This window comes from Ruminococcus bicirculans (ex Wegman et al. 2014) (assembly GCF_000723465.1).
GTDB classification, from domain to species: Bacteria; Bacillota; Clostridia; order Oscillospirales; family Ruminococcaceae; genus Hominimerdicola; species Hominimerdicola aceti.
This window is the reverse complement of sequence record NZ_HF545616.1, coordinates 188,587-206,725: the sequence shown is the minus strand read 5'-3', so window position 1 is coordinate 206,725 and position 18,139 is coordinate 188,587. Positions and strand designations below refer to the sequence as shown.

The window sequence follows — 18,139 nt, the reverse complement described above, 5'->3', positions numbered from 1 at the left end:
GCTGTTCGCCCCTACATGAGTAGAGATAGGGCTTTCTATCTGCTTTTTACTTTTTCTGCTTGATGTGTATTCTTTCGCCTTAAAGGAGAAAACTCGTTTTCGGCGTCAGGGTCACAAATATTTATTAGATTTTTACTGTGGCGAATAAAGGGTCTTGGCGGTCACTCCCTCAAGCCTGCCTATCTTGCCTGCAAGAGAATTTATAACGTCCTGCGGAGCGTCAACTGCCACACTTATTATGTTCATGCCACGTTCTCGGTATGGCAGACCCATTCGTCCTATTATATACTCGGCATGCTCATGAAGAATTGCGTTTATCTCCTGCGCAGAGCCGTTATCGTGTGCGATTATTGCAAGTATTGCCACACGGGTATCCATAAAACACCCCCGTAATGTAAAAGTGTACTTTATCTTACTTTATGATAGCACGATTTGTTGGCGTTGTCAATTGGAAGTTATCTATTTGAATAAAATTTTTAGATAACATTTGACTAAAATATACGACATATACTATTGACAAGTAGAGTTAGCCATGGTAAACTTATTTTGTGGAGTTCTTTTAGATAAAACATAAGAATAAAATATAGCTATGGAGGAAAAGACAATGACTCTTGATAAGCTTAAAACGGGTGAGTCTGCCGTGATAAAAGCGGTAGGCGGCGAGGGTGCGCTTAGGCTGCGTTTTCTCGACATGGGACTTATACCCAAAACAAAGGTGAAAATGCTAAAGCGTGCGCCAATGGGCGACCCTCTTGATATAGTACTGAGAGGCTATGAGCTGACGCTCAGGATAGAGGACGCAAAAAACATAGAGATAGAAAAAACAGAGGAGAATGACCATATATGAGATTTGCCCTTGCAGGAAATCAGAACTGCGGAAAGACCACGCTTTTTAACGCCCTTACAGGGTCCAATCAGCACGTTGGAAACTTTCCCGGTGTAACAGTCGAGCAGAAGGTCGGTGACATAAAGGGGCAGAAAAACTGCACTGTGGTGGATCTGCCGGGAATATACTCACTGCGTCCTTACACGCAGGAAGAGATCGTCACCCGTGACTACATAATAAATGAAAAGCCTGACGGCATTATAAACATTGTTGACGCCACCAATATAGAGCGAAATCTGTATCTCACTTTACAGCTTCTTGAACTGCGTGTGCCAATGGTGCTTGCCTTAAACATGATGGACGAGGTAAGAGCCAACGGTGGAACGATAGACGTAAAAATGATGAGCGACGCACTTGGCATACCTGTTATACCGGTAAGTGCGGCAAAGGGCGAGGGTATCTCAGACCTTATCGACAAGGCTGTAGAAACTGCCCGAAACAAGACAAAGCCTGTTGTCACAGACTTTTGCTCAGACGATTCCGCTGTGCACAGATGTATACACGCAGTTGTGCATCTTATCATGGATCACGCAAACCGTGCAGGCATACCGCCGAGATTTTGTGCTTCAAAGCTTATTGAGGGTGATAAGAATATCGAGGATCAGCTTGAGCTTAATCAAAACGAGCTGGAGCTTCTCGAACACTGCATAGTGGAAATGGAGGACGAATCAAAGCTTGACAGAAATGCGGCGCTTGCAGATATGCGATACGACTTTATCGAGAAAGTCGTTGCCATAAGCGTTGTGAAATGCCACGAGAGCCGAGAACACAAGCGGAGCGTAAAAATAGACCGCATTTTAACGGGAAAATACACTGCACTGCCTGTATTTTTCGGGATAATGTTTCTTGTATTTTTCCTCACATTCAATGTTATCGGCTCGACGCTTTCCGACTGGCTTTCCCTTGGTATCGACAAGCTCACCGACCTAGCAGACAAAGGGCTTACAGCCTACGGCATAAACCCTGTTGTACACAGCCTTATAATAGACGGAGTTTTTGCAGGCGTTGGAAGCGTTCTAAGCTTTCTGCCTATAATAGTGACGCTGTTCTTTTTCCTTTCCATACTGGAGGACACGGGCTACATGGCACGAGTGGCATTCGTAATGGACAAGCTTCTTAGAAAGATCGGTCTTTCGGGACGAAGCTTTGTGCCTATGCTCATAGGCTTCGGCTGTTCAGTGCCTGCCATAATGGCGACGAGAACGCTTGTATCAGACCGTGACAGAAAAATGACCATACTTCTTACCCCTTACATGAGCTGTTCGGCAAAGATACCTATTTACGCAGTTTTCTGTGCAGCATTTTTCAAGAAATATCAGGCGCTTGTGATGATAGGCTTATACATAACGGGCATAGTGCTTGGGATAATAATTGCACTGATACTGAAAAATACAGCTTTCCGTGGCAAGCCTGTGCCGTTTGTAATGGAGCTTCCAAACTATCGTCTTCCTTCGGCAAAAAGCGTAGGACTTCTTCTTTGGGACAAGGCAAAGGACTTTATACAAAGAGCTTTCACAGTTATATTCTTTGCGACTATCATAATATGGTTTCTTGAAACCTTTGATGCAAAGCTCAACGTTGTAAAAGACTCCTCCGACAGCCTGCTCGCTCTTATCGGTCAGGCTATATCGCCAATATTCAAGCCTTTGGGCTTTGCAGATTGGAGAGTGACTACCTCGCTTATTTCGGGCTTCACTGCAAAAGAGGCGGTAGTAAGCACAATGGCGGTACTGATGAACACCAGCACTGCAAATCTTGGCACTGCTCTTTCGGGATCATTCTCCACCCTTTCCGCACTGAGCTTTCTCGTATTCACCCTGCTTTACACCCCATGTGTTGCGGCTGTGGCGACCATAAAGAGAGAGCTTGATTCAAGGATACAGACAGTAGGCGTTGTGATAATGCAGTGCATGGTGGCATGGCTTTGCGGCTGTGCGGTATATCAGATAGGAGCGTTATTATGAATACAGCCGACTGGATAGTGGTGATACTTCTGCTTTTATGGGCAGTGGCGGCGGCAATAAGTATATCAAAGCAAAAGAAAAAAGGTAAATGCTGTGGCTGTTGCTCACACTGTCACAGCAGATGCGAAAAAAATAAGGCATAAAAGTAGCGGAGAACTGCAAATAAAATGCGTTCTCCGCCATTTTATTAATATATAAGCAACACTAAGAAAATCAAAAATTTACAATACATCTGGCTTTTTTCGTTAATGCACCTGACAAATAAGCAAAAATGTGATATAATATAGCTTAGGGCGAAGTTATCCACCCTGTTTTTTTGAAATACGGTTAGCTTAATCTAACTTTATAAAGAAAACCAACTTAGAAAGGTCGGTATTATGAAGAAACAATTTTTTAGCAATGAGAAAGACGGTTTTTATGGTACATATTATGAAAATCCAAAGGGTGCAAACTGCGCAATGATAGGTCTGTTCGGCGACGATCCTAATGACTTTATGGCAAAGTGCGGAGCAAAATGGCTTCACAAAAATGGCGTGAACGTTATGTGTATGTCACCTGACGTGAAGAACTACGGCCATGTGAACTTCCCGCTTGAAAGGATAGAGACCTCTATAAAGTGGCTCAAAAGCCATGGAAACAAGAAGATAGGCATAATGGGAATGAGTACGGCAGGAATGGATTCCCTTGTGGCAGCTTCATATTTCCCTGACATAACACTCACTTTCGGTCTTACGCCAAGTGACTTTGTATGGCAGGGCTTTGAGCAGGGCGAAAAAGACGGCTGCAAGGAATGGCCTATCCCTGACGCTTCCACACTTTCATGGCAGGGCAAGCCGCTTGCCTATATGCCGTTCGTTTATGCCCACCCTGAATACTATCACAAAATAGAAGAAGAAACCAAAGGCTCGGGAGATATAACACGAAGCACGCACCTTTTTATCGACTCTGAAAAGGCAAGAGAACATACAGAGGAAGAAATGATAAAGGTTGAGAACATCAAGGGCAAGCTTATAATGGTGGGTGCTGATGACGACAGCTTCTGGGAGGCAGGAAAATACGTCCGCCGCATGGATAAGCGCTTGAAAGAACGCCCTCACGAGTGCGATTACGAAGCCCTGACTTACGAGCATGGAACGCACTTTGTGCTCCCTGAGACAATGCTCAGAAAAGCACTTCCTGTGGGACTTAAATTCGTAATGAAATTTATTTTCAAGGCTGCAAAGGACTATCCTAAGGAGTGCGAGCAGACAAGAAAGGATATCGACAGACGGCTTTCTACGGCTTTAAAACAGTGGGTAGCTGAATAAAAAAGCCCATAAAATACGCTATTTTGTGTAGGGGCGACCTCTGGTCGCCCCTTGCTCGATATGTTTTACGATAAACAAAGACCGACTTCCAGCGAAAAAAGCTGAAAGTCGGTCTGTTATTTTTTGCAACAGAATAAATGCTTTCAAAAAGAAGATTTTTGTGAATTTTGTGAGTTTTCTATTGACATTAGAGTGCGGATATGGTAAAATTAACGATATGTGAATATTTTCTAATAGCAGTCACATATCAAAGCAAAAAAGCAATTATTTTATATAGATAGTGGTGGGTCGTCATGACCCTGACGAAGGAGCAAGCTATGTTTACAAGCGATACAGCGAAATATAAAATAATAGGTATCTGCACTTCATGCGTACAATCTGACTATGTGAGAGATATAGTATCTTCCATAAGCCGAAAGGGTGTAAAAGAGGGCTACAAGGTGCTTCTTTTTAACACCTTTTGCGACCTTTATCACAACATTTCCTACAACCATGGTGAAGCAAGCATTTTTGATCTTATAAATTATGACATTCTTGACGTACTTATAATAATGCCCGAGGCAATAAAAAGAGACAGCATTTCCAACGAGATAAGCAAGCGTGCCCATGAACACGGTGTTCCTGTCATATGCGTTGACAGTACAATGGATAATTGCTGCAGTGTGACATTCAATTACTCTGACGTTTTTGAAAAGATAGTTCGCCATGTGATCGAATTTCACGGCTGCAGAAGAGTTAATTTCATTGCTGGCGTAAAGGGCAATGCTTTCTCAGAAGAGCGTATAGAAGCATACAAAAAGGTGCTTGCGGAAAACGGCATAGAATTTGAGCCTGAGCGTCTTGGCTATGGTGACTTCTGGGATATGCCAACAAAAGGAGTATTGGAGAAATTTTTAGAAAGCAGTTTGGAATTTCCGCAGGCGATAATATGTGCAAACGACGCTATGGCGATAGCAGCTTGCAGCATACTGAGAGAACGCGGCATAAAAGTGCCTGAAGACGTTATTGTAACGGGCTTTGACGGCATCGAGCTTGAACAGTATAACAGCCCTCGTCTTACAACGGCGGCTGTAGACAATGATGTGCTTGGCGAAAAGATAATAAACGCCATAGACCATATGATGAACGGAGTTCCTCTTCCTGAAAAAATAGAGGTCAGCTACACCATGAGGATATCCCAGTCTTGCGGCTGTAAGAAAATAGACCCGAGAGAAGTAGGCGACAAGATCCTTGAGCTTTACCATAGAATGAACAATTCTGATGGTCACGAACAGCATATGTTCTCTTATCTTGCAAAATCAGTGGAATGTCACACCGTAGAAGAAATGGCAAAGGTAATGGCACGTTCGGGAGATTATTATAGCTGGGTATGCACAAACTCTGATTTTCTGTCAAACACGAGGCAGAGAGAACGCTTTAATAACAGCTTTACAAAGCAGATGAGAGTTTTCATGCAGACTTTTGACAACAAATACAAGACCGGTGAAGTATTTGACACCAAGGATCTTTTGCCTGATATGGAGCAAGTCCTTGGACGCCATAACTGCTTAATGTTCTCGCCGCTTCATTTTCAGGACGAGGTCATAGGCTATGCGGCAAATTCATTTAGTCCTATATATTTTCTTTTCCAGAACACAAGACGTTTTATAAACAACACCAATCAGATAATGGAGAGCTTTAAAAACCGCCAGCGGCTTGAAAGGGCAAATGCGGAGCTTGCAAGGATACATATGCTTGACCCCATGACGGGGATATATAACCGCAGGGGCTTTTACAAGAACGTAAGAAAGCTTATTTCAAAGGCTGAGAAACAGGGCGTAGGCGTATGGGTATTCTCCATTGACATGGACAACCTTAAAAAGATAAATGACCTCTATGGTCACAACGAGGGTGACAAGGCGATAAAGGCAGTGGCGTCGCTGATGACAAAATGCACTGCAGAAGGTGGGATATGCTCACGCTTCGGCGGTGATGAATTTGTGGCTGTTATCGCTGAAACAGACGGTGCAGACAGCTTTTACGAAAAGGTATCCCGCAGCATTGCAGAATACAATCGCAGAAGCAAGTCGCCATATGATGTGTCGATAAGCTGTGGCTACAAAGCTGGAAAGCCGAAAACACTGAAAGAGATCGACGATCTTATGAAAGCGTCAGATCGTGAGATGTACACGCAAAAGCGTAAACATCATAGTCGGCGGGACTAACAGTCATAACAAGAGGGCGGATAGTTTGAAAACTTCCGCCCTTGTTTTTATGCTATTTGAGTATGCCAACTCCCTCAAGAAAGATATTCAGGAAAGCGAACGTTATTCCGACTGCAAGTGCGTCGATACTTGTTGCTATGGCGAGCCAACTTTTTTTGTCAAATAAACATTTGACAAAATTGCAAAACTGTGATATAATAACGATTGTAATGTGTTTCCGTAGCTCAGCTGGATAGAGCGACCGCCTCCTAAGCGGTAGGTCGGGTGTTCGAATCACCTCGGGAACGCCATAATGTGGAGACAAAAAAGATGTCTCCTGCGAAAAGCCCGAATATATCGGGCTTTTTTGCTACCCAAAGGTAAACAAACACGAATGAAGGCGAAATGGGGTCTGTTTATGACCGAACAGAAAAAGAATACTATCATAACAAGCGGCATCGCTGTACTTGCCGTGATACTGGCATATTGCTTACGAATTGTGGGCAGGGGCAGCTTCTACCCGATGCTGTTTTCCTATCTGCGCAGCTTTATCTATATCGGTCTGTTCGCCGCCTGGGGGCTCTCCGTCCGTCAGCGGATCGTGCAAAAGCAGGTGTGCAGGTTTATGACGGTCACCGCAGTACTGCTCATCATATGGATGGTAGTCCGTTCGGCAAAGTATTTTATATTCTGGCAGCCGGATGCCGTCCGTTACCTGTGGTATCTGTTCTATCTGCCCATGCTGTTTGTGCCTATGCTGGCGCTGCTGATCGCCATGTCATTGGGAAAGCCGGACGAATACAAATTCCCCAAGGGAATGTCGATTCTGTGGATCATCTCCGGCACATTGCTTCTGCTCGTGCTCACAAATGACCTGCACCAATTCGTGTTTACCTTTCCGAAGGACGCCGCCGTGTGGACAGACAAAAACAACGGCTACTCGATAGGCTACTTCATTATTGTAGGCTGGCAGGTGCTGTGTGCCTTTGCCGCACTCGTAATTATGGTTTTCAAATGCCGTGTGCAAAAAGGAAGGCTCCACTTTCTGCCCATTGTTCCTATGCTGCTGACGATCGTTTACAGCGTGCTTTACTATGCGGGTGCGGATTGGCTGCTCCACTTGTTCGGCGATATTGCCGCATTCCAAAGTGTGATGTATATTCTGACTTTTGAGTTTTGCATCGCCTGTGGATATATACATTCAAACAGCCGTTATGTGGACTTGTTTGCCTCCTCTGTCGGCACATCGGCAGAGATCACCGACAAGGACTTTACCGTTCGGTATGCAGCTGTAAACACTGCGCCTATCTCAAAGGAAACGATGAAAAAAGCCGAGCAAAGCCCGGTCACGAGGGGCGGCTTGACCGTTCACACCATGCCCATTGATGGCGGCTATGCCGTATGGACAGAGGATGTGTCGGCTTTGCGTGACATCAAGGAGGACTCCGAGCTTCTTGCAGACGAGCTTGCCGACAGGAACGAAATGCTCCGTTATGAATACAAGCGTGAAGCCAAGCGCCGCAAGGTGGAGGAGCAAAACCGCCTGTATGATCTCCTGCGTTCCGCTACGCAGACGCAGATCGACCGCATTGCAGAGCTCACTAAGGAATACCGCCGAATATCAAGCACCGATCCCGACAGTGCCAAAACGCTCCTTGCCGAGATCGCCGTGCTGTGCAGCTATATTAAACGCCGCAAGCATCTGACGCTCCTTACCGACCGTGATATTAAAATAGCGGAAACGGAACTCCACCGTGCCTTCAATGAGTCCCTCCAAACGCTGAAGCTGTTGGGCGTCCGCAGCTCGCTCTATGTGGACGAGTCTCTTTCCATGCTCTCCGGCAAAACAGCGACTGCTGTATTTGATTTTTATGAATCGGTTATTGAAGCCGACATTTTGAATTTAACAGGCATACAGGTAAGCCTCATAAAGGCAAACGGCTTGCGCTTGTCACTGAATGTGTGCTGCAAAGCCGACCTTTCCGCTTTGGTAAGCGGAGACAATATCCGCTGTGAAAAAGAGGACGACGAGGAATACCAGCACCTTGTATTTGAAGCGAAAGAAGGTGACAGAAAATGAGTGCATTTTCTTCCCTTTCTGAATTTTGGCAGACCATGCTGCCGTTTATCATGCTTGTGGAGATCGTCCTTGAGATCGGGCTGTTTATGTATCAGCTTCTTCGCAGCAATAAGCCTGTGCGCAGCCTGCTGAGTCTGGCGGTCATGGCGGTGATGATCCCGCTGCTATTCTCCGTTTCTCAGGCAGATCCCGATAATATAGGGGACGCATTTCTGCTGGACGCACCGTGGCTGATATTTGCCGCTGCCATTTTCCTTGCGGCAGTTCACTTTGCCATTGCTCTGCCGCAGGAATACCGCCGAAAAAAGAACGAGCTCTCACCGTTCTCCATTAAGGAAGCAACGGATAAGCTGCCTATGGGCATCTGCTTTGCCGACCCGAACGGCAGGATCATCCTGTGCAACAACCGTATGCGCAGGCTCTCCTTTGCCCTTTGTGGCCACGAGCTGCAAATCAAAAGCGATATGGAAAATGCCCTGAGCGCGCCGGACAGATCCGTAACCGTCAAGGATGATTGCTACATCCTGCCCGACAAGACCGTCTGGCAGTTTCGCACACAAAATATCACCGTGGACAGCGATGACCGCTGGCAGCAGATAACGGCGCACAATGTAACCGAGCTGTATAACGGCTGCCAAAAGCAAGAGGAAATAAATGAAGAACTGGCAGAAGTCAATCGAAAGCTCAGGAAGATGTACGCTCGCATGGAGAACGATGTCAAAGAGAAGGAAAGCCTTGATCTAAAGGTCTATATTCACGATACCATCGGGCGAAGCCTCCTGACCATCCGTGACATCATAGACAGCGGAGAGGATACCGAGCGAAAGCTTGAGGCGCTGCAAAATGCCATCGGTATGCTGGCAAGCAACCGTGTCACCTCTGTCAGCACAATGGACGAGGTAAAAAGAACCGCACAGCAGCTTGGCGTGGCTGTAAAAATCGACGGCTACCTGCCCCGTGATACCGCAGCCGAGGAGCTGACCGTTGCTGCCGCCAAGGAGTGCGTGACCAACTGCATCAAGCACGCAGACGGGAATGAGGTATATATCCGCATTGCCCAGCGCGGCGAACGCTATGATGTTACCATAACCAACAACGGCAAAATACCCAAAGAACCGATAAAGGAAGGCAGCGGCCTGTCAACGCTTCGCCGCAGTATTGAAAGCTCCGGCGGTGAAATGCATATTTCGCACAATCCACGCTTTGCTCTTCTGATTACGATTCCCGCAAAGGAGATGAGCCTATGATAAACACCATACTTGTAGAAGATGATCTATACATCCAAAAGCACTTTGTCGATCGTCTTTCGGCAGACGGCGAGTTTCATCTTGTCGGCGTTTTCCGTGACGCCTTTGAAGCGGAAAAGCACTGCGACGCCACCGTAAAGCTCGTCCTTATGGATGTGCAGACGCAGCATAAACATTCCGGTCTTGCCGCCGCAAAGCGCATCAAAAAGGCTTTTCCGCAAATCAAGATCGTTGTGGCTACCTCGCTTGTCGATCCCGAAGTTTTGCAAAGAGCCAAAATGGGTGCTGCCGACAGCCTGTGGTATAAGGACCACGGAACAGAGGAGCTGATGAGCGTGGTAAAGCGCACTCTGGCAGGGGAAAAGGTATTCCCCGATACCGCTCCTGCCATTGAGATGGAGGGTACGATGTCCGATGTATTCTCGCCCCGGCAGTTAGACATCCTACGCCTTTATATAAAGGGCTTTACCTATCAGGAAATTGCCGATAAGCTGGGCATCTCCAAAAACGGCGTTCGCTGGAATCTGGACGATATGGTGGAAAAGAGCGGCTTTGAAAGCAGAGAAGCGCTGGTTGCAACCGCCATTGAAAACAAGCTCATGGTGATCACCTTAAAAGACGAATAAGCAAAACTGAACCCCTTGGCTGTACGGTCAAGGGGTTTTTCGCGCCCAAAAGGCAAAAATCTTTGAAAAAATCGAGATTTTTCTTCTGTTACTGGCACAAGTGCCAGTGACAAACGCCAAAAAATCAGTATAATAGATAGTGTAAGATTAGGATTGTGCTTTTAGAAGGTGGTGATGAATGATGAAAAAAATCGTTCTGGACATTCAAAGCGATATCCATGCGCACACCATGGAGCGAATGCTGATGCAAAAATTGGACGATTGCCAAGTTGTGATTTCCGAGTCGCCGGACGCAACCGCCGAGTGGTGCAAAACGCATCGACCGGATGTGCTTTTAATGGAGGTCAAGGCGTATTCGCCATGGATGTTCAAAGAACGAATGGCGATCCGTGACAAGGTAAAACGGAACACGGAAAACTGTCGTGTCATTCTCTTTGTGGATGATGATACAGATGAAGATTTGACCGAAAAGGTACGGCAGGCAAAGCGCGAGGGTCTGATAGACGCTTTTCTCTTCGGTTCGGTATCCGAAAACTACTTTGCTTCGGTCATCGACAGTGTTTAAATCAGGCAACACAAAAAGCATAAAAATCTTCAAAATAATTATGAGGGAGGAATAATAGTATGACAAAAACGAACAAACGAAGGCGCGTCGCCAGCGTCCTGTTGGCGCTTGTGATGCTGCTCTCACTGATGCCGGGTCTGGAGCTTCCCGCCCACGCCTTTTGGGAGGACTACGACCAAGGCACAGATTGTATCTACTGCGACCACTACCACTGGGGTGAGAATATGTGCGACGGTTGCGGGTTCTGCACTGTTGACTGCAACTCCGACTGCTTCGCTGAATTCCACTGCAACGATTGTGGTGAGTGTCTGTTCAATACGCCCTATTGGTGCGATCAATGCTACAAGTGCGCCGACTGCATGGAGGAAACGCACTGCTCGACCTGCGGCAAATGCTACATCGGCGAGGATGACCAGCTGTGCGGCGAATGCCATAAGGGTCCATGCTGCTCCATAACCATCTGCGACACCTGCGGCTTCTGCGATGACTGTGCAAACGATGACAGCGACCCGATGCACTGCTCGCTGTGTAACGCCTGCTTCGGTTCGGTGGACGAGTGCGTGGACGACGATGATACCGGCGTCATCCACTGCATCGATTGCCACACGGCCTGCGAGCAGTGTGAGGAATGCCTGCTGAATCAGGAGTCCTGCGAGGACTGCGGCTTGTGCCTTGAGTGCTGCCGAGATAACTCCGAGAGCGGCGGCTGTCCGGACGGCGAGACCTGCGTGGAAAGCGCCGAGTGGGACGAGCACATCTGTCAGGGCTGTGACGGCTGGGTCACAGATAAGGAGGACGAGGACGAATTCTGCGAAACCTGCGAGATGTGCAAGGAGTGCTGCGAGGGTAACTCCGACTGCTCTGAGGGAATGTGCGCAATGGACACTGACTATGCGGATCACTTCTGTGAGGACTGCGGCCTGTGCTTCCACGACAGCGATCCCTGCGAGGACGGCTGCGATCAGCGCTGCAAGGACTGTTGCCGAGATGCCGTGAGCGCTATGGGCTGCGATCATGACGACTGGTGCTTCAGCGACTCTGATTTTGAGGATCATTTGAAGACGGAGCATTCCGGTGCTGGGCATACCCACATAGCCTCCGCCACCTGGGAGGCTGACGGAACGCAGCACTGGCACCCCTGCCGCTATTGTGACGATAAAAAGCTGAATGCCGCCAACCATGAATTTGACGCCAAGGGCGTGTGCAAGGTCTGCGGCTACATAAGCGGCAGCTCCATCGTCATCAACCGCCAGCCGAGGGACGTCAAGTGTAAGACCTCTATCTACGACGATTATAACGAAGAGCCGGAAAACGGCCTGCTGTTCTATGAAAATAACCCGGTCACCTTCTCTGTCTCGGCAAAAAGCCTGAAGGGCGACGAGCTGACCTATCAGTGGTATCGGAAGGATAATGAGAATCCTACGGCGGCGCCCTACAAGCTGCCGGAGGGTAGGTTTTACACGGGTGTGACGACCTCCACACTGAAGATGCCGGTTTCCACCCAGGCCTGCATAGAGGACTACTCCTACTACTGCGTCATCGGCAGAAAGGGCGACCCTTCGGACACCATGAAAACGGCGGAGGCAAAGCTGACTGCCACCCATGCTTACAGCCATAAGCAGGCGGGTGTGCGTGTGCCCACGGAGGAGAACCCCATAAAAGTACACCCAAATATTATTTACTCCACATTCTGCGGAAGCAGAATGTTTCTTTTCTCCGTAAGCCCTTTGTCAAGGAACTTGTAAAAGATGTGAATCTGCCTGTCCTCGTCCTTGCTTTCGGGACGATCACCAATCACGATGTACTCGATAAGCTCCAAACAAGTCTCACGGGTAAGCTCCTGAATATCGACATACTTCTTGATATTTTCAATGTATCTGTCAATATCCTTTTCAGCCTGTTCAGCGGTTTCGCACTTTTCTTTCAGTACAGCGACTTTCTCTCTCAGCATCTTCTGCTCATCAAGATACTGATTCAGCATTTTCACGCAGAGTTCTTCGGGTACAGTACCGAGGAGCTTTTCTTCATAGGTCTTACTGATAAGCGTTTCGAGCTGTGCAAGCCTTTTCTCACCCTCATGGAGTTCCTTGCTGTTATGCTGGCTCTCCGCATCGGCAGTAGCCTGTCTGCGTTTTCTAACGGCTTCACGGAGTGCGTCCTCGTCCTCAACGGCAAGTCGTGCCTTTGCTCTAATATCGTCAACAACAATCTGTGAAATTACTCTTTCCAAAATGGAATGAGGAGTGCAGCCGTCCATTCCGCTTCTAACATAAGTACCACAGCGATAGCTGACAGTCTCATATGTTCCACGCTTCTTAGAGGTGTGCATGGTTCTGTTCATTTTCATCTTGTAACCGCAGTCTGGGCAGTACATAAATCCTGACAGCGGAAGAATCACGCCTTCTTTTGTTGTCTTGCCGATACTCACCGATGCGTCAACCTCTCTAACCTTGTCCCACAGCTCTCTTGAAATGATAGGTTCATGATTATTTTCAATCACTATCCATTCCGACCTGTCCTTGCGTATCTGCTTGTGATTTTTGTAGGATACCGTTGTCACTCTCTGCTGTGCGAGATTTCCGATATAAATCTCATTGTTAAGAATGCCACGCACCATACAATCATTCCACAGATGTGAAGTCACAAGGGGATTATCTTTGCCTTTAAGCTGATAACGATGATCCGAGGGAGTTGCGATGCCGTCCTTGTTAAGCTGTATAGCGATCTGCTTCGGACTTAACCCTCTTGCCCTCTGCTCAAATATACGTCTTACGATAACGGCGGCATCTTCATCAATCAAGGGCGTATGCTTTTCATCATCTGCCTTGATGTAACCATAAGAAGCTGAAGCCGCCAGATACTTGCCCTGCCGAGAATTTGCTGCCATGACACTGCGTACCTTCTTTGACGTGTTGGCGGCGTGCCATTCGTTGAATAAATTCATCACAGGCATAAGATCCATTGCCGAACTGTTTCTGTCAAGCGTGTCTACATTGTCGCTCAGGGCGATGAAGCGGATATTGAATGAAGGAAAAATGTAATCTATATACTGACCGACCTCGATATAATTTCTTCCGAAACGTGAAAGGTCTTTACAGAGGATAAGATTTATCTTTCCCGACTTTGCATCATCAAGAATCTGCTTGATACCTGGTCTATCGAAACTTGTTCCCGAATAGCCATCGTCCTCGCATATCTCGATAAGATTCCACCCCTCCTGCTTGCTGACATATTCCGTCAGCATCTTCTTCTGATTTTCAATCGAAAGGGATTCGCCCGCACGTTCGTCCTCCTGCGACAAACGCACATAGATCCCGACATTGTAAGTAGTTTGCTTTGCCATAATAACTCCTTTCCAATCAAAGCAAACCATATTCGATGATACAACTATTATAGCGCAGAAAACCGAATATGGCAAGTCTTTTTTCAAAACTTTTTAGTTCTTTTCGGTTTTCTGAAACGCTCTTTTGAAAGCAAGTTCATAAAGCACCTTATCAAGGTCTTTTTCACCCACGAAATGACTTGTCACAGCATAACGCTGACCGTCCACTTCGTACACGGCTTTGCTGGTCGGCTTATCTTTATATCTCTCATTCAGCTCAGCCAAAGTAAATCCTGTATCTTTTCTTGGCAAGTGTCTCCTTTCCGCCTGCGATTATCTATCTCTACACGCAATGGCTTTTTGTTGCAGGGGCGTTACGCCTGCACAGGTGCTGTACGGAACGGCAGAGCCGTCCCTTACACAGCAATCGTTTTGTTGTCGGAATATATGTTACTCCGAATAGGAATGATCTGTTTCTGAAAAGCTCATCTGCTTAGCGTACTTTTCGGAATAGCTTTCGTCCGAGCTGTTGTCAGCATCGGCAGAACTATCGTCAGCCAGCTCACCAATCTGCTCATAGGTCATACCGCTTGCTGTCAGCTTGCCGATCAGCGTATGCTCCGCAGTCACAGCATCGAGAAGTGCCTGTCCCTCCGCACCGCCGTAAAGCTGTGAGAGCTTATCGTAGGTGTAGAGCTTGCTATCAATGATGACCTTGCGCCTGCGCTCCTGCACAGCTTTGATAGACTTTTCGTAGCTGTCGAGCTTTGCCTGATTCTCCGCAAGAACAGCATCCGTAATGATAACAGCGGACTTCTCATCAACCTCGGTCTTAGCTTTCTTACTCATTCTCATCACCTCCCAATGTATTGGATTTAGGGATAATACCCTATGCTAATATTATAGCATTCTCGGACAGCAAAAGTCTATTCGCATTGCGCAAGAAGTTGAGTGCGCCATAAAACTTCTTCATTCGTGAAATTGTTATGGGGAATTTTGCAGAAAGCAGACCGAGCATTGCAAATCCGAGCCATATCACATTGACTGCATACTGCATAGGTCACCATTTCTGATTTATTCAATACGGAGAATTATTATCACGGAGCAACTATTTTTATAAAAATCATGCCCGTTTCCTGATTGAACGTGCTTGTATATATAGAGGGGGTTTTATCCGAGTGCCGCCGTGACCTATTCACATTCTGTATAGAAATATGCTGTTGAATTTAGGCACAAGGGAGAACCGTCATGAACAAAGTGTAAACTTTTCTGAAAAACAACGCCATTTTCTCAAAAACACCGGTAGAAAAGTGAAGGGCTTTGACGTTGTGACGATCACACGCACCCCTGCATATCATTTTCATCATAAAATTTTTCTGCGGTATACTTAACGAAGCGGTCAATAATTTGGTATTAACTTATGGGAGCATATTTCATAGGACTGCCGCCCAGACTGCGCAATAACTGCGCTGAGCCAGTTTACAATTTCAAGAGTGATGATATTGAGTGCATCACGCAGGAGCGTGAGCGAGTATGACCGCCGACCTAAGCGGCGGAGAGTTTAAGTCGCATAGCTCCAAATTCGCTGACGGAGCATCGAAAGCCTGAGTGATATGAAAATCCCACAGGCTGGAAAATAGCGCTACAGCGCAACAAAAATAACAAGCATTGTATTTTGCGCCGCACAGCGAGCGAAAATACCAAATGCTTGTTAGGGACACCCCAAGCCCCAAAACGACCGCACAGCGGTCAAGAAAATCGGCTAACGCCGAAATACAAACAAAGGAGACACCACTATGAAAACCGAGAAAAAGAAGCGTGGAAGACCGCCCAAACACAAGGCTATGGAGTTTGAGGGTATGACCTACGAGGGAGCAATCAATCACGCACTTGACAAAGAGGTCAGAGCCGACCTTGACAAGTGCCTTGCCGACAAGGACGAGAGCCAGCTTACCGACGATGAACGCAAGTACCTGAAACGCAAGAAGGAGAAGAAGTCCTACACCCTCAATGTTCGTTTCACCGAATCGGAAATGCAGGACATTCTTTCCAAGTGTGAGCAGTACGGTTACAAGAACAAGACCGAGTATATCCGTGATTGTGTTCGGGCGAGGGTTGATCTCACGCCCGACCGTTCCGAAATTGCCGAGTGTAACCGTCTGATGAAACGCATCGGAGCAAACATCAACCAGATACTTGTCCGACTTTACAGCACAGGTCACATCTATGCCGAGGATATTACCGAGATAAAGAAAGGGGTAAACGAAATTTGGCATACACTTCTATCCATACGATCAGGGCAACAGTCAGCGCAGCGATCGCTTACATCACAAGAGATGATAAGACCATCGACGGTTTATATGTCAACTCTTATGCTTGCCGAGCCGATAGCGCAGGAGCAAGCGAGGACTTCCGAGCCGTCCGAAACACAGGAACAGGACGCACCCAAATCCTTGCCTACCACATGATACAGAGCTTTGCCCCCGGTGAAGTCACGCCCGAACAAGCTATGCAGATCGGAGAGGAGCTGTGCGACCGTTATCTGAAAGGCGATTATCAGTATGTCATTGCTGTTCATCATGACAAGTCGCACCTGCATTGCCACATCATTTTCAACAACACAAATCTGTATAACGGTCTGAGCTTTACCACCGAGCATAATCAAGGCAGAAAGTCTGAAAGAGCGTGGGCAGAGTTGCGTGAGATTTCGGACGAGATATGTGCTGAACACGGTATATCTGTTATCTCCGAGCCTGAAAAGGGACATGGGGTATCTCACTTTGAGAGGAATATGCAGAAAGAGGGCAAGTCGTGGAAAGATAAGCTCCGTGTCAGGATTGCGGAGGTCATGCTTTACAGCCGTGACTTCAAGGATTTTCTTGAAAAATGTTCGGAGTGCAGTATCGAATATGTTTACAAGCCAAGCAATAAGGTCAAGCTGAAATTCCGTTTATCAGGTGACGGTCAACAGAAGTTTACAAGAGCCGACACCCTGGGCGCAGACTTCACCCCCGAACGCATAGCCGAGCAGATAGCGGAGATACAGGAAAAGCTGTCAGCGGCGAATGTCACTCCCGATATGCTTATCGAAGCGCCGAAGCCTGTTGTTCCAAAGACCGAGCCGAAGCCGACACAGACAGTCACCGCACCGACAAAGCCGAAACAATCTGCCGAGCCTGAAACTATCACCGAAACAAGTGAAACCGCAAAGAGAAAAGCTGCTGCGGAACAGGTGGAGAAGTTCTTTGCAGCCCGACGAGCAAGACGGCAGGCACAGCTTGATATGCTTAACGCAACTGCTATCAATCCGAAGCCTGAACCGTCTGCCCGGACACCACAGCCCACACCTACGGAGAGTAAAGCACCTGAAAAGAAAGAAGATCCGTGGAAAGCTATCAGAGGTATGGGCAGAGCAAACGAAATCATCGCAGACCTTGAAGCTGGTGGCGTTATGTCATTCAGCGAGCTGTCTGGATTCTTCTTCAATACACCTCACTCCGATGACCACACAACTGAGCGTGCCGATCTGAAAAAGAAGTTTACAGCTATCGACACGCTCATTGCAAAGATGAAGCACCGTGACGAGCTGGAGCCTGTTTACAAGGAGTATCAGGGCAAATCGGGCTGGTCGCAGAGCCGTTTCAAGAAGAAAAATGCCGCCACTATCGAGGACTACGAGCAGACGGTCAAGTACATCAAGGAGCATATCAAGAAGTATGCTGTTGACGGCAAACCGCCGACGATGCTTGACCTTTTGGAGAAGTCCAACAAGCTGAAATCGAAGTGGAACAGGCTTAATGTCGAGCATACCGCATTCCTCACCAAGCGTGAAACGGCGAAGAAGTACACCCGACAGGTGCGCCAGTACATCAACGAACAGCAGATGAAGCGTGAGCGTGAGAAAAGCCGTCAGAGGACACAGGCTAAACATAGAAATAAAAATACACTTGAATAAAGAA

The 18,139-nt window shown here is 47.2% G+C and carries 16 protein-coding genes, 1 tRNA gene and 1 pseudogene; 13 read left to right on the top strand and 5 right to left on the bottom strand.

Annotated features, from left to right (window positions below):
- Positions 1–132: 132 nt before the first annotated feature.
- Positions 133–378: a TM1266 family iron-only hydrogenase system putative regulator gene (locus RBI_RS00860; protein ID WP_022287112.1), complete on the bottom strand. Its 246-nt coding sequence runs from the start codon at positions 376–378 to the stop codon at positions 133–135.
- A gap of 226 nt (positions 379–604) precedes the next feature.
- Between RBI_RS00860 and RBI_RS00855 the strand changes: the two genes are divergently transcribed.
- The 5 genes from RBI_RS00855 (at position 605) to RBI_RS00840 (ending at position 6,361) form a co-directional block, all read left to right on the top strand.
- Entirely contained in the window at positions 605–847 is a 243-nt protein-coding gene (locus tag RBI_RS00855) for a FeoA family protein (RefSeq protein ID WP_022287113.1), read from the top strand.
- A complete protein-coding gene (feoB, locus tag RBI_RS00850) occupies positions 844–2,850 on the top strand; it encodes a ferrous iron transport protein B (protein ID WP_038670337.1) in 2,007 nt (668 codons plus the stop codon). Before RBI_RS00855 ends, feoB begins: the two co-directional genes overlap by 4 nt.
- A complete protein-coding gene (locus RBI_RS14395; protein WP_158455027.1) occupies positions 2,847–2,993 on the top strand; it encodes a FeoB-associated Cys-rich membrane protein in 147 nt (48 codons plus the stop codon). Before feoB ends, RBI_RS14395 begins: the two co-directional genes overlap by 4 nt.
- Positions 2,994–3,227: 234 nt before the next feature.
- Positions 3,228–4,157 (top strand): acyl-CoA thioester hydrolase/BAAT C-terminal domain-containing protein, encoded by a 930-nt coding sequence (locus RBI_RS00845; RefSeq protein ID WP_038670335.1) that lies wholly within the window; start codon positions 3,228–3,230, stop codon positions 4,155–4,157.
- Positions 4,158–4,474: 317 nt separating this feature from the next.
- Complete coding sequence (locus RBI_RS00840) at positions 4,475–6,361, top strand: diguanylate cyclase domain-containing protein (RefSeq protein WP_051706229.1); 1,887 nt, start codon at positions 4,475–4,477, stop codon at positions 6,359–6,361.
- Positions 6,362–6,413: 52 nt separating this feature from the next.
- Here the strand turns inward: RBI_RS00840 and RBI_RS15330 are convergent, their stop codons facing one another.
- A complete protein-coding gene (locus RBI_RS15330) occupies positions 6,414–6,557 on the bottom strand; it encodes a manganese efflux pump (RefSeq protein WP_272481044.1) in 144 nt (47 codons plus the stop codon).
- Between the two features lie 17 nt (positions 6,558–6,574).
- On the opposite strand from RBI_RS15330, the gene RBI_RS00835 reads away from it, so the two are divergent.
- The 6 genes from RBI_RS00835 (at position 6,575) to RBI_RS00810 (ending at position 12,603) form a co-directional block, all read left to right on the top strand.
- A tRNA-Arg gene (locus tag RBI_RS00835) sits at positions 6,575–6,651 on the top strand.
- Positions 6,652–6,758: 107 nt separating this feature from the next.
- Positions 6,759–8,420, top strand: coding sequence for a hypothetical protein (locus RBI_RS00830; RefSeq protein ID WP_148303603.1), 1,662 nt, complete (start codon positions 6,759–6,761; stop codon positions 8,418–8,420).
- Positions 8,417–9,667, top strand: a complete 1,251-nt coding sequence (locus tag RBI_RS00825; protein ID WP_038670331.1) for a sensor histidine kinase — start codon at positions 8,417–8,419, stop codon at positions 9,665–9,667. The genes RBI_RS00830 and RBI_RS00825 overlap by 4 nt, the downstream gene beginning before the upstream one ends.
- Positions 9,664–10,293, top strand: a complete 630-nt coding sequence (locus tag RBI_RS00820; protein ID WP_038670329.1) for a response regulator transcription factor — start codon at positions 9,664–9,666, stop codon at positions 10,291–10,293. The genes RBI_RS00825 and RBI_RS00820 overlap by 4 nt, the downstream gene beginning before the upstream one ends.
- A gap of 178 nt (positions 10,294–10,471) precedes the next feature.
- Complete coding sequence (locus RBI_RS00815; protein ID WP_051706227.1) at positions 10,472–10,858, top strand: hypothetical protein; 387 nt, start codon at positions 10,472–10,474, stop codon at positions 10,856–10,858.
- Positions 10,859–10,917: 59 nt separating this feature from the next.
- Positions 10,918–12,603, top strand: coding sequence for a hypothetical protein (locus tag RBI_RS00810; RefSeq protein WP_038670328.1), 1,686 nt, complete (start codon positions 10,918–10,920; stop codon positions 12,601–12,603).
- Here the strand turns inward: RBI_RS00810 and RBI_RS00805 are convergent.
- The 3 genes from RBI_RS00805 to RBI_RS00795 all read right to left on the bottom strand — a co-directional run bounded on the left by RBI_RS00805 (position 12,537) and on the right by RBI_RS00795 (position 15,029).
- Positions 12,537–14,201, bottom strand: coding sequence for a recombinase family protein (locus tag RBI_RS00805; protein ID WP_015558955.1), 1,665 nt, complete (start codon positions 14,199–14,201; stop codon positions 12,537–12,539). The two genes, RBI_RS00810 and RBI_RS00805, sit on opposite strands and share 67 nt — an antisense overlap.
- Before the next feature lie 93 nt (positions 14,202–14,294).
- On the bottom strand, positions 14,295–14,492 hold the full coding sequence (locus RBI_RS00800) for a hypothetical protein (protein WP_038670326.1): 198 nt from the start codon (positions 14,490–14,492) through the stop codon (positions 14,295–14,297).
- A 138-nt stretch (positions 14,493–14,630) separates the two neighbouring features.
- A complete protein-coding gene (locus RBI_RS00795) occupies positions 14,631–15,029 on the bottom strand; it encodes a hypothetical protein (protein ID WP_015558956.1) in 399 nt (132 codons plus the stop codon).
- A gap of 947 nt (positions 15,030–15,976) precedes the next feature.
- Here RBI_RS00795 and RBI_RS15485 point away from each other — a divergent pair.
- Complete coding sequence (locus RBI_RS15485) at positions 15,977–16,648, top strand: plasmid mobilization protein (protein WP_015558958.1); 672 nt, start codon at positions 15,977–15,979, stop codon at positions 16,646–16,648.
- Positions 16,564–18,135: pseudogene (locus tag RBI_RS00785) on the top strand (relaxase/mobilization nuclease domain-containing protein); the annotation flags it as partial. The gene RBI_RS15485 and the pseudogene RBI_RS00785, both read left to right, overlap by 85 nt.
- Positions 18,136–18,139: the final 4 nt, after the last annotated feature.